This window comes from Bradyrhizobium sp. USDA 3315, from assembly GCF_054056795.1.
In genome coordinates, this window is record NZ_JBSRYP010000001.1 from 2,186,915 (window position 1) to 2,199,308 (window position 12,394).

Genomic DNA, 12,394 nt, shown 5'->3' on the forward strand with positions numbered 1-12,394 from the left:
GCAGTGTGCGTGCGCCCCGTTAACGAGCCGTTTCCGAAACGGCTCGAGCTTGAGACGAAGCAATAGCGTTTTCGAGCGAAGTGTCCCGGTTCGCGTGAAGAAAACGCGTCAAAAAAGAATCTGGCGCTTGCCTTACCGCCAGTCGCGGACGTCGACGAAGTGTCCGGCGATCGCGGCGGCTGCGGCCATCGCGGGCGACACCAGATGGGTGCGGCCCTTGAAGCCCTGGCGGCCCTCGAAGTTGCGGTTCGAGGTCGAGGCGCAGCGCTCTTCCGGCTTCAGCTTGTCCGGGTTCATCGCAAGGCACATCGAGCAGCCCGGCTCGCGCCAGTCGAAGCCGGCCGCAATGAAGATCTTGTCGAGGCCTTCGGCTTCCGCCTGCTCCTTCACGATGCCCGAGCCCGGCACGATCATCGCGTTGACGTTGGCGTTGACGGTCTTGCCCTCGGCGATCTTCGCGGCGGCACGCAGATCCTCGATGCGGCCGTTGGTGCAGGAGCCGATGAAGACGCGGTCGAGCTTGATGTCGGTGATCTTCGTGCCGGCGGACAAGCCCATATATTTCAGCGCGCGATGCTTGGAGATGCGCTTGGCCTCATCGGCGATCTTGTCGGGATCGGGCACGAAGCCGGTCACCGAGATGACGTCCTCAGGGCTCGTGCCCCAGGTGACGATCGGCGGCAGCTTGGCCGCATCGAGCCGGATTTCGTGGTCGAAATGCGCGTCCTCGTCGGAGCGCAGCGTCTCCCAGTAGCGCATCGCGGCGTCCCAGGCGGCGCCCTTGGGCGCCTTCGGGCGGCCGCGCAGGAAGTCGAACGCCTTCTGGTCGGGCGCAACCAGGCCGGCGCGCGCGCCGCCTTCGATCGACATGTTGCAGACCGTCATGCGGCCTTCCATCGAGAGCGCACGGATCGCCTCGCCGGCATATTCCAGCACGTAGCCGGTGCCGCCGGCGGTGCCGATCTCGCCGATGATCGCCAGGATGATGTCCTTGCCGGTCACGCCTTCGGGCAACTTGCCGTCGACGATCGCGCGCATGTTCTTGGCCTTCTTCTGGATCAGCGTCTGCGTCGCCAGCACATGCTCGACCTCGGAGGTGCCGATGCCGTGCGCGAGCGCGCCGAACGCGCCATGCGTCGAGGTGTGGCTGTCACCGCAGACGATGGTGGTGCCGGGCAGCGTAAAACCCTGCTCCGGACCGATGACGTGAACGATGCCCTGGCGCTTGTCGAACTCATTGTAATACTCGATGCCGAATTCCTTGGCGTTCTCCGCCATCACCCGCATCTGCTCGATGCTCTCAGGATCGGGGTTCGGCTTCGAGCGGTCGGTGGTCGGGATGTTGTGGTCGACGACGGCGAGTGTCTTCTCGGGCGCGTGCACCTTGCGGCCGGCGGCGCGCAGCCCTTCGAACGCCTGCGGCGAGGTCACCTCGTGCACCAGGTGGCGATCGATATAGAGCAGGCAGGTGCCGTCGTCGGCCTCGTGGACCAGATGGTCGTTCCAGATCTTGTCGTACAGCGTTGTCGGTTTGGACATGAGCTTCAGCTCCAGAAGAAATTCAGTGGTGGAATGGCATGAGCGCGTCTTAAGCGCGCGGGCAGGCGAAAGCGTCGAGGCAGCGTTACGCTGCGCGTCTAAGCTCTGATGTTGCCGACGTCGCAAAGCGCCCGAAGAAGCGGCCGGGCAGCCGCGAGCGATCGTCGATCACGACGCGCTTGCAGGTCTGACTTGGACAGCGCTGGCTTGCTTGATCCGGAACCATTCTAAATTTCTAACACAGGGCTTATAGCCGCGACAATCGATCCATGCGCGGGCCTGCACGTCAGATAGGTATGCCGCAACAAAAAAGCGCGGGGCAGGCCCCGCGCTTTCGGTCACATCCCCTGAGGGAAACGTTACTCGCCGACGGCGGTCTGGCGGTCCTGCTTCTCGACGATGCGGGCCGACTTGCCGCGCAGGTTGCGCAGATAATAAAGCTTGGCGCGACGAACCTTGCCGCGACGCACGACCTTGATCGAGTCGATCATCGGCGACATCACCGGGAAGACGCGCTCGACGCCTTCGCCGTAGGAGATCTTGCGCACGGTGAAGCTCTCGTTGAGGCCCTGACCGGAACGACCGATGCAAACGCCCTCATAGGCCTGCACGCGGGTACGCTCGCCTTCGACCACCTTCACGTTGACGATGACGGTGTCGCCGGGTCCGAATTCCGGGATATCCTTGGTGGCGGCGAGCTTGTCGAACTGCTCTTTTTCGAGCTGCTGAATAAGGTTCATTGAAATCTCCATCGGCGGCGCGCCCAGCCTTTCGCGGGCTGCGCAAACGTCCATCTATCCTGCGCGGGTGCGGATTTGGCCGCCCGTATAAGGCAAAGCGCAGGGTTTGTCACCCGTCTGTCTTGTTTTTTGTCCCTCGCCGAGCGGCTTTTTGGCCGGCTTTGCGGGCCCAGAGATCGGGCCGCCGGGCCGCGGTCAGGGCCTCGGACTGGGCCAGCCGCCAGGCCGCGACCTTGGCGTGATCGCCGGAAATCAGGATTTCGGGGATTGGCCGGCCCTCGAACTCCTGCGGTCGGGTGTATTGGGGGTACTCCAGTAGTCCTTCGGAAAAGCTTTCTTCGGTTCCCGAGGCCTGCTTGCCCATCACCCCCGGAAGCAGGCGGACGCAGGCGTCGATCAGGGCCATCGCGGCGATTTCGCCGCCGGACAGCACATAATCGCCGATCGAGACCTCCTCGAGGCCCCGCGCCTCGATCACCCGCTGGTCGATGCCCTCGAAGCGGCCGCAGACGATGAGGGGGCCGGGGCCGGCCGCAAGCTCCGCGACCTGGGCCTGGCTCAATGGCCGACCCCGCGGGCTCATCAGCAGGCGCGGGCGGTCAGGCACGATATCGGCGGCGTCGATCGCCGCCGCCAGCACATCGGCCCGCAGCACCATGCCCGGACCGCCGCCGGCCGGCGTGTCGTCGACGCTGCGGTGCTTGTCGGTGGCCGAGGCCCGGATGTCGCGCGCTTCCAGCGCCCAGAGTCCGCCAGCCAGCGCCTTGCCGGCGAGGCTCACGCCGAGCGGCCCCGGAAACATGTCCGGGAACAGGGTCAGCACGGTGGCGCGCCATGGTGTCGCCTGGGCTGTGGTGTCTTGCGATGTCATGGCCTCTGGTTACGGCACCACGGCCGTGAGGTCGAGGCTCTGCATCATGGCGGCCGCGTCCACCGCGCGGCGGAAGTCGGCAAGCTTGAAGGTCGCGACATTGATCTTGCGCAGGTCCAGCAGGCCTTCGGCGGCGAGCCCGGCGAGCTGGCCTGGTGCCGTGCGGTCGTACATGAACTGCCCGACCACCTCCCAGTCATTGGCCAGCATCTCGCGGAACGAGAGTTCGAGCGGCACCTCGGCGCTGCCCATCAGCACCATCCGGCCGCCACGCCTGAGCGCGCGCAGAGAGGACAGTGTGGTCGACGTGCTCTTGGCGGCGCCGAGCAAATCGAGCGCGACATCGGCGCTGCCGCCAGCGGCGCGGCGAATGACTTGAAGGTCGGCTGCGGCATCGCCGCTGACAACAGCGGGAATGACGCGCGGGCCGAACGCATCGCGCAATTGCTCGAGCGCGGCAGCTTTGCGTCCAACCGCAACGACGCGGCCCGCACCCATCGCGACCGCGAGCATCACGCCGCCCGAACCGAAATAGCCGGTCGCGCCGTTGACGATGATGGTCTGGCCGCCGCGCAGGCCGGAGCGCTGCAAGCCGCCGAACGGCACGATCAGTTTTGCGAGCCCGATCAGCTCGGTCGCCCGCTTATCGTCGAGATTGGCAAGTGGCGTAACGCAGGCGGCCGCCCAGTGCGCGATCTCCGCGAATACGCCGTCGCGCCAGCGCGCCTGCAATGCGAGCGCCTCCGGCGTCGTCACCGTGGCGGTGAGGCCGATCAGGATCTGCGGCGGATCGCGATCCGGCACGTCGCCGCGCAGATGCGGGCTCAGGAACACGCGGTCACCGCTTTGCACGTGCGTGACGTTGTCGCCGGCGGCGACGACGCGCGCGATCGCGTTGGTGCCCGGCACGAACGGCATCGGTGGCAGGCTGTAGGGCAGTGCGCCGGACAGCAGCCTGTTGGTGTAGGACAGCACCATGCCGGCTTCGATCCGCACCACGACGCCATCGGGCGCGGGCATCGGCGTCGTGACATCCTCGAAGCGCAGATCGTTGTGGGCGTGCAGCCGCCAGGCCTTGTGCGTGCTTGTCATTGGGATGCTCCGTGAGACCATTGCTTAAGTAGCCCGGATGGAGCGAAGCGCAATCCGGGAATCTTGCCAGCGATGAGGAGCGGTCCCGGATTGCGCTGCGCTTCATCCGGGCTACAAGCCAAACCCATTTGTGTCACGCCGCCTTCGGATCGTCAGCGAGATGCCGCGCGAGCGCGACGGCAAGCGGACAGATCGCCAGCGCCGTGAGCGCGGTCGTAGCGGTGGCGAGCGTCGGGCCGAGCGCGTCGCCAAGCAGGCCGTAGATAACAGGCGCGATCGCGCCCGATCCGATCGTTCCGGTATAGAACAGCGCGAAGGCGCGCTCGGTCTGATGCGCGGGGGTGAGCTCGGGCACCGTGCCATAGAGAACCGAGGAGGTGCCGTTGAGCATCACGCCGAGCAGCGGCAGCAGCACGATAGCGGGTGCGAGCGGCAGCGCCAGCACCGCTGCGATCAGCGCCGCTGTGCCGCCTTCGGTGATCAGCACGGTGCGCAGCGTGCCGACCCGTGCGCCGAGCCAGCCGCAGGTGAATTTTCCCGCGGCGCCGCCGATGAAGACAAGCGCCAGCGCGAGACCGTTGGTCGGCAGCGAGGCGCCCTTGTCGCGCAACAGGAACGGCAGGAAGGTGAGAAAGCCCATCCTGACCGCGGTGTCGAGAATTCCGATCGCGAGCAGCCAGTGAAAGCCGCGGCCTGTGCTGGCGCCGCGCGATGCTGATGCCGCCTTGTGCTCGGCGCCCTTGCCGACGGCCGGCATCCAGAGCGCAATGCAGACCGCGACGAGCAAGCCTGCGAGAGCGAGCACGAGCAGCGCGTGCCGCCACGACATGATCACCAGCAGGATCGAGGTCAGGGCCGGGATCGCCGCCTTGCCGAGATCGCCCGAGAAATTGTAGATGCCGAGCGGCCCGCGCGCCGCCGCGCCATAGGCGCGCGACACCGCGGCGGAAGCGATCGGATGCTGCGTGCTCGACCCCGCGCCGGAGAGCGCGAGCGCCAGGCCGAGGCCAATGACGCCGCCGGAGAATCCAGCAAACGCGTAGCCGACTGCCGACAGCGCCGTGCCCGCGATCAGGATCACCTTGCCGTCGATCCGCTCCGCGATGCGTCCGACCGGAATCTGCAGCCCGGCCATGGCGCCGGCATAGAGCCCGCGCAGCAGCGCCAGCAGGCCGTAGCTCAGCGCGAATTCGGCCTGCCAGACCGGCAGCAGCACGTAGATGACGTCGGTGTAGCCGTCGTGGAGGGCGTGGTTGAGCCCGGTCACGGTCAGGGTGCGGGTTGACCGGGCACGGTCGGGCCGCGTCGTGCCGGTTTCGGCCGACACGCTCATTGCCGCCCTCCAATGCAAGAAAATCTAAAGATTGCGCAGGCGAGCATCAGGAGGGGACCTCAGAAAAGAAAGCTATACAAGGAGCTTGCATGGCAGTATGCGCCGCCAAGGCGCTTGTCACAAATCAGGAATAATCGGATCATACGTTAGAAAATCTTGTATTGAGGGATCATGTTCGTCCCACGCCGCAGCCTGCCGCCGCTCAATGCGGTGCGTGCCTTCGAGGCCGCCGCCCGGCTAGGCAGCTTCAAGGAAGCCGCCGCTGAGCTCAGCGTGACCCATGGCGCGGTCAGTCAGCAGATCCGCCTGCTCGAGGAATGGCTGGGGGCGCCGTCGCTGTTTCGGCGATCGGTGCGGCGCGTGGTGCTGACGCCGGCAGGCGCGGCATTGCTGGCAGAGTTCGCGCCCGCGCTCGACCGGATTTCCGCCGCCGTGCAGCAGCATCGCGAGCGGCGCGGCGATCTGGCGGTCGCGGTGTTGCGCGTCAATGCGCTCGCGACCTTCAGCCTGCGCTGGCTGCTGCCGCGGATGAGCCGGTTTCGCGCCGAGCATCCGGATATCGAGGTACGCCTGAGCACGTCGAACGATCCGGTGGATGCGTTGTCTGAATCATTCGACGTCGTGATCCGCGGTGGTCCCGACACCTTCCACGGCTTCTCGTCGCGCTTCCTGGTGTCGGAGCGGAGATTGCCGGTGTGCAGTCCGTCGCTATTGGCGCAGCTGCGGCTCAATGAGATCGCGGACCTCTCCAGGCACACGCTGCTGCATGTCACGTCGATGCCGCGGCTGTGGCGCGACTGGCTCACCGAGGCCGGGCAATCCGCGCTGGAGCCGGCGGCCGCGCTGACCTTCGATCACTTCTATCTGACGATCCAGGCCGCGCTCGATGGTCTCGGCGTCGCGATGGGACCGACCGCGCTGATCGCGGACGATCTCGCGGCCGGGCGCCTGGTGACGCCGTTTCCGGATGTCAGCCTGCCGGCGCGGAGCTACTTCGCTTACTTCCCGGCGGGGCGCAGCAACGATCCGCACAGCGCGGTGTTCTGCGACTGGCTCGAGCAGCAGGGCCGGATGACGGGTTGAAAATTATTCTCGGTCAGGCGGCCGACGGATCGTCGCCGTCGATTTCCTTGGGCAGGTCGATCACCACGCGGCCGCCGTCGAGATCGACAGTCGGCACCACGGCATTGGTGAACGGCAGCAGCATCGTCGCGCCCTGCGGCGGGGCGATCTCGATGATGTCGCCAGCGCCGAAATTATGGATCGCGATCACCTTGCCGAGCGGCTGCTCCGTCGTCGTCACTGCGGCGAGCCCGATCAGATCGGTGTGGTAGTATTCGCCGTCGTCGGTGTCCGGCAGCCGGTCGCGCGGAACGTAGAGCTCGAGCCCGTTGAGCCGTTCGGCATCATCGCGGCTGGCGACGCCCTTCAGCGTCACCACCAGATGGTCCTTGGCTTCACGCACATGCGTGACCTCGAACTGGCGCGTGCCGTCCTTGGTCATCAGCGGACCGTAGTCCTTCACGGCCAGCGGATCTTCGGTGAAGGTCCAAAGCCTGACGGCGCCGCGCACGCCATGCGCAGCGCCGATACGGGCGACACAGACCGGTGCAGCCACCGTGGTCGCCGTTCAGCCTTAAGCCTTGGCGGCGGCTTCGGCCTGCGCCTTGCGCTCCTTGCGCGGCACGGCCTTTTCCGGGTTGTTGCGCGGCGCGCGCTTCTTGACGCCGGCGGCGTCGAGGAAGCGGGTGACGCGATCCGACGGCTGCGCGCCCTTGGCGAGCCAGGCCTTCACCTTGTCCATGTCGAGCTTCAGGCGCGACTCGTTGTCCTTCGGCAGCAGCGGATTGAAGTGGCCGAGACGCTCGATGAAGCGGCCATCGCGCGGGAAGCGCGAGTCGGCGACGACGACGTGATAGACGGGACGCTTCTTGGTGCCTGCGCGAGCGAGGCGGATAACAACGGACATTCAGTTCTCCTTCAAAGTTCGATGTGTTCGATTGATTGGCATTCCGCGTTGCTCCGGCCGTATGCGAGCCGTCGCGACGAATTCCTCATTTCTTCTTGCCCGGGAAGCCGCCGAGGCCCGGCAGCATCGGCTTGCCGGAAAGGCCAGTCAGGCCCGGCACGTTTGGCAAGCCGCCGCGCAGCCCGGCCGGCAAATCCTTCGGCAGATTGGGCAGACCGCCGCCGGCGCCGCCCTGCATCTTCTCGGCGAGCGCCTTCATCTCCTCGGCCGAGGGCGGCTTCATGCCGCCGCCGAATCCCATCGCCTGCGCGATGCCGGCGAGCGGGCCGCGTTTGCCGCTTCCCATGGCCTTCATCATGTCGGCCATGTTCCGATGCATCTTCAGCAGCTTGTTGACGTGCTCGACGCTCTGGCCAGCACCTGCCGCGATGCGCTTCTTGCGGCTCGCCTTCAGGATGTCCGGGTTCTTGCGCTCCTGCCGCGTCATCGAGTCGATGATCGCGACCTGGCGCTTCAAGATCTTGTCGTCGATGCCGGCCGCCGCGATCTGGTTCTTCATCTTGGAGATGCCGGGCATCATGCCCATCAGGCCGCCGATGCCGCCCATATTGGCCATCTGCTGCAGCTGTTCGCGCATGTCGTTGAGGTCGAACTGACCCTTGCGCATGCGTTCGGCGGTGCGCGCGGCCTTCTCGGTGTCGATATTGGCGGCGGCCTTCTCGACCAGCGAGACGACGTCGCCCATGCCGAGGATGCGGCCGGCGATGCGGTTCGGATGGAAGTCTTCCAGCGCGTCGGTCTTTTCGCCGGTGCCGATCAGCTTGATCGGCTTGCCGGTGACCGCGCGCATCGACAGCGCGGCGCCGCCGCGGCCGTCGCCGTCAACGCGCGTCAGCACGATGCCGGTGAGGCCGACGCGCTCGTCGAACGAGCGCGCGAGGTTGACCGCGTCCTGGCCGGTGAGGCTATCCGCGACCAGCAGCACTTCGTGCGGGTTGGCGGCGGCTTTGATCTCGGCCGCCTCCTTCATCATGTCTTCGTCGAGCGTGGTGCGGCCGGCGGTGTCGAGCAGCACGACGTCGTAGCCGCCGAGCTTGCCGGCCTCCAACGCGCGCCTTGCGATCTGCGGCGGCATCTGGCCGGCGACGATCGGCAGCGTCGGAATGTCGAGGTCGCGGCCGAGCACCGCGAGCTGTTCCATCGCCGCCGGGCGGTAGACGTCGAGCGAGGCCATCAGCACCTTGCGCTTGTCGCGCTGGACCATGCGGCGCGCGAGCTTTGCGGTGGTGGTGGTCTTACCGGAGCCTTGCAGACCGACCATCATGATCGGCACCGGCGGCACGGAGTTGATATCGATGGTCTGGCCGTCGGAGCCGAGCGTGGCGACGAGCTCGTCATGGACGATCTTCACCACCATCTGGCCCGGCGTCACCGACTTGACGACGGTGGCGCCGATCGCCTGCTCGCGGACCCGGTCGATGAAGCTACGGACCACCTCGAGCGCGACGTCGGCCTCGAGCAGCGCGCGGCGCACCTCGCGCATTGCGGCATCGACGTCCTTTTCGGTCAGCGCACCGCGCCCCGTCAGACGATCGAGAATGCCACCAAGCCGTTCCGACAGATTGTCGAACAATGCCGTTGTCCTCTTTTACCTCTCCCCGCCTGCGGGGAGAGGTCGCCGCGCATTTGCGCGGCGGGTGAGGGGGTACAGGGCTATCCACACGCGCAGTGCGCGGAGAGAGCTCCTCACCCCGACCCTCTCCCCGCAAGAGCGGGGCGAGGGAGAAGGAAATCCAAACACTTTCGCGCCCGAGGGCGCATCGCGCTGTCGGGCGTTGGCCTCTGGCCTCCAGGACCAGTCGGCGGGTCGAAAAGACGGAGCTTTCCGAGAAAGTGGCCGGGTTAAACGCTGCCGGGGCGGCAAAGTCAAGGAAAGTTTCGCTGAAATCCGCTCAGTCTGGACAGTAAGGTACTGAAATCACGTCGATTTGCCCTATTGGTTCCGAATTCGCCGCTGCCACCCATATAACCGGAGCCTGCCTCCTATTCCGGAACCCGCGTGCTGATCACCCGCCGCCGCCTTCTTGCAACCTTGACCGGAGCCGCCGCCGCAATCGGCGTGCCCTCGATCTGGATGACGACCATGAAAACCTACGACGGCCCCGTCTCCGATCATTTCGACGGCCTGCACTTCTTCGATCCGGACGGCTCGCCGCCGAAATCGCTTGGTGAGGTGCTGCGCTGGCAGTTCGGGGGCGGCCGGAAGCGCGCAGTCTGGCCGGAATGGGCGCCGAGCCCCCATGCCGATACGCCGCCGCCCCGCATCGAGGGCGACAAGGTGCGGCTCTGTTTCGTCGGTCATGCCAGCTGGCTGATCCAGACCGCGGGCCTCAACATCCTGTTCGATCCGGTGTGGTCGATGCGGGCCTCGCCGTTCAGCTTCGCCGGGCCGAAGCGGCACAACGATCCCGGCATCGCATTCGATAAACTGCCCAGGATCGATGTCGTGCTGGTGTCGCACGGCCACTACGACCATCTCGACGTCGCGACGCTGTCGAAGCTCGCGGGGGCATTTGGTCCTCGCGTGATCACACCGCTCGGCAACGACGTCACGATGCGCGCATCCGATGCCGCGATCAAAGCCGAGGCCTTCGACTGGCATCAGCGCGTCGAGCTCGGCAATGGCCTTGCCGTGACACTGGTGCCGACGCGGCACTGGTCGGCGCGCGGGCTGTTCGATCGCAACAAGGCGTTGTGGGCGAGTTTTGTTTTGGAGACGCCGGCCGGCAAGCTCTACATCGTTGGCGATTCCGGCTACGGCGACGGAGGACATTTCCGCCGGGTGGCCGAGGCGTATGGACCGTTGCAGCTCGCGATCCTGCCGATCGGCGCCTATGAGCCGCGCTGGTTCATGCGCGACCAGCACATGAACCCGGAGGATGCGGTGAAGGCGTTGGCCGATTGCGGCGCCGCCCAGGCGCTGGCGCATCACCACGGCACATTCCAGTTGACCGACGAGGCGATCGACGCGCCCGCGATCGCGCTTGGCGAAGCGCTCGATGCGGCGAGCGTGCCGCGCGAGAAGTTTCTGACGTTGAAGCCCGGGCAGGTGTTCGAGATTTAGAGCGATAAGTAGCCCGGATGAAGCGCAGCGTAATCCGGGAAAGTCCATCCGCGGAGAAGTCGGCCCCGGATTGCGCTGCGCTTCATCCGGGCTACGATTTCACCCCCTTGAAAAGGGGAGGTCGCTTTGCTCGTCAGGGCAAAGCGGGTGGGGATCTGCTCCCTCCACTTGCAGCGGAGCCTGCGGCTGACCCCCATCCCGACCTTCCCCCCTTTCAGGGGGGAAGGAGACGAGAGATCTGTAGCCTCTTACTTCTCCTTGATCGCCCAGGAGACGCTGACATTGACCGTCAGCGTTTCCTCGCCTTGCGCCACCGGCGTCGGCGCGGCGAAGCCGGCCGTTGCCATCTTGGGACGGAACACCGGTACCGGCGCCGAGCCGACCTCCGCAATATTCACGGGCGCACCGAGCGTGACGCCGGCGGCCTTGGCGTAGATCTCGGCCTTGCGGCGGGCGTCGGCGATCGCCTTTTCGCGCGCCTCGTCGAGCAGCTTCGAGGCCTGCGACACCGAGAAATTGAGCCCGCCGATATCGTTGGCGCCGGCGCCGACCAGCACGTCGATGACGCTGGCGACCTTGCTTACATCGTGCAGCCTGATCGTGACGCGATTGCTCGCATGGTAGCTGACGATGCTGGGCGGGGCGTTCGGCGACGACGGCCCACGATTGGCGAATTGCGGCTGCAGCGACAGCCGCGAGGTCTGAAAGTCCTTCTCCGCGATCCCGGCGCCCTTCAGCGCGGCCAGCACCTTGCCCATCGTCACATTGTTGGCTTCGGCGGCTTCGCGTGCGGTCTTGGCGTCGGTGGTGACGCCCGCGTCAAGCTGCGCCTGGTCGGGCGGCGCCGACACGGTCGCCTCGCCGGTGACCGAAACCGCCGGCGGAAAGTCGTCATTGGCCAGTACGGGCGCAGCCAGCAGCGTGGTCGCGATCAGGGGGACGGCGAAGGAGAGGCCGAAGGGGAGGCCAAGGAGAAGGCGATGGGTCATCTGGCTCACTTCAGGGGTACGTAGACGTTGATCACAAGCTTGTCCTCCGCGGTCTTCAGCGGATCGGTGATGTATTCCTCGATAAAGGTGTCCTTGGCTTCGAGCTTCTTGTCGTCGAGGTGGTTGGTGATCGCCTCATAGGTGTTATCCATGTTGTCGTAGGAACCGCGATGGACGAACTTCAGCGCCTTGCCGTCAGGCGAATTGCCCATGCTCATGTTCTTGCCGAGGTTCTTGACGTCCTGATCGACCGGGATCTCGGCGATGAAGGTGAAGCCGGTGTCGTCGGTCGAGGTGTAGACGATCATCGGATTGCCCGCTGCCTTGACGCCGTCCTTGTCGAGCAGCGCGGTGAGCTGCTTGAACGCCTCGATCAGCGCGTCGAAGGCGGAATCCCAATTGGCGGTGCCCTTCAGCATCACGACCTTTTTCGGCTCCAGCGTGAACGGCTCGCCGAAGGGGTCGGCGGTCTGCACCGGGGCTGCCGGCGCCGGCGCCGGGGTCTGCGCTGCGGCCGGGCTGTCGGCCGGCGACTTGGTCTCGGCCGGCGGGGGCACCGGCGTCGCCGATGGTGCAGGCGCCGGGGTTGGGCTCGGGCTCGCTGCGGGAGCGGGCGAGGCTGACGGCGACTGGGCGGGGGCCGGGCTTGCCAGTGCGATCGCGGCCAAGGGCAGCAGCGCGACCAAGGCCGCGCGGAGCGTGTTGATACGGTTCATTGGCTATTCTCCATCCCCTTC

Annotated in this window: 12 protein-coding genes; 2 read left to right on the plus strand and 10 right to left on the minus strand. The window is 66.2% G+C overall.

All coding sequences use genetic code 11. The features are described 5' to 3' along the window. Positions 1–132 precede the first annotated feature (132 nt). The 5 genes from leuC to ACVIYL_RS10160 all read right to left on the minus strand — a co-directional run bounded on the left by leuC (position 133) and on the right by ACVIYL_RS10160 (position 5,575). Positions 133–1,539, minus strand: coding sequence for a 3-isopropylmalate dehydratase large subunit (leuC, locus tag ACVIYL_RS10140; protein ID WP_456778429.1), 1,407 nt, complete (start codon positions 1,537–1,539; stop codon positions 133–135). 359 nt (positions 1,540–1,898) lie between these two features. After that, on the minus strand, positions 1,899–2,279 hold the full coding sequence (gene rplS / locus ACVIYL_RS10145; RefSeq protein WP_018269387.1) for a 50S ribosomal protein L19: 381 nt from the start codon (positions 2,277–2,279) through the stop codon (positions 1,899–1,901). Between the two features lie 109 nt (positions 2,280–2,388). Next, positions 2,389–3,150 (minus strand): tRNA (guanosine(37)-N1)-methyltransferase TrmD, encoded by a 762-nt coding sequence (gene trmD, locus ACVIYL_RS10150; protein WP_456778430.1) that lies wholly within the window; start codon positions 3,148–3,150, stop codon positions 2,389–2,391. Positions 3,151–3,159: 9 nt separating this feature from the next. Then, the gene (locus ACVIYL_RS10155) at positions 3,160–4,242 is read right to left on the minus strand and encodes a zinc-binding dehydrogenase (RefSeq protein WP_456778431.1); all 1,083 of its coding nucleotides are present in this window, start codon (positions 4,240–4,242) and stop codon (positions 3,160–3,162) included. A gap of 133 nt (positions 4,243–4,375) precedes the next feature. Then, positions 4,376–5,575, minus strand: a complete 1,200-nt coding sequence (locus tag ACVIYL_RS10160; RefSeq protein ID WP_456778432.1) for an MFS transporter — start codon at positions 5,573–5,575, stop codon at positions 4,376–4,378. Between the two features lie 171 nt (positions 5,576–5,746). Here ACVIYL_RS10160 and gcvA point away from each other — a divergent pair, with 171 nt between their 5' ends. Then, on the plus strand, positions 5,747–6,658 hold the full coding sequence (gene gcvA, locus ACVIYL_RS10165; protein WP_456778433.1) for a transcriptional regulator GcvA: 912 nt from the start codon (positions 5,747–5,749) through the stop codon (positions 6,656–6,658). 13 nt (positions 6,659–6,671) lie between these two features. Here the strand turns inward: gcvA and rimM are convergent, their stop codons facing one another. From rimM to ffh, 3 genes are all read right to left on the minus strand, one after another. Beyond that, positions 6,672–7,193, minus strand: a complete 522-nt coding sequence (rimM, locus tag ACVIYL_RS10170; RefSeq protein WP_225163579.1) for a ribosome maturation factor RimM — start codon at positions 7,191–7,193, stop codon at positions 6,672–6,674. 18 nt (positions 7,194–7,211) lie between these two features. Further along, positions 7,212–7,544 (minus strand): 30S ribosomal protein S16, encoded by a 333-nt coding sequence (gene rpsP / locus ACVIYL_RS10175; protein WP_016847621.1) that lies wholly within the window; start codon positions 7,542–7,544, stop codon positions 7,212–7,214. A gap of 85 nt (positions 7,545–7,629) precedes the next feature. Continuing rightward, positions 7,630–9,177, minus strand: a complete 1,548-nt coding sequence (gene ffh, locus ACVIYL_RS10180; protein WP_456778434.1) for a signal recognition particle protein — start codon at positions 9,175–9,177, stop codon at positions 7,630–7,632. A 426-nt stretch (positions 9,178–9,603) separates the two neighbouring features. On the opposite strand from ffh, the gene ACVIYL_RS10185 reads away from it, so the two are divergent. Then, entirely contained in the window at positions 9,604–10,668 is a 1,065-nt protein-coding gene (locus ACVIYL_RS10185) for an MBL fold metallo-hydrolase (RefSeq protein ID WP_456778435.1), read from the plus strand. Positions 10,669–10,916: 248 nt separating this feature from the next. Here ACVIYL_RS10185 and ACVIYL_RS10190 read toward each other — a convergent pair whose 3' ends face one another. Beyond that, positions 10,917–11,657: an SIMPL domain-containing protein gene (locus ACVIYL_RS10190; RefSeq protein ID WP_456778436.1), complete on the minus strand. Its 741-nt coding sequence runs from the start codon at positions 11,655–11,657 to the stop codon at positions 10,917–10,919. Positions 11,658–11,662: 5 nt separating this feature from the next. After that, a complete protein-coding gene (locus ACVIYL_RS10195; RefSeq protein ID WP_028340834.1) occupies positions 11,663–12,373 on the minus strand; it encodes a GyrI-like domain-containing protein in 711 nt (236 codons plus the stop codon). Positions 12,374–12,394 lie beyond the last annotated feature (21 nt).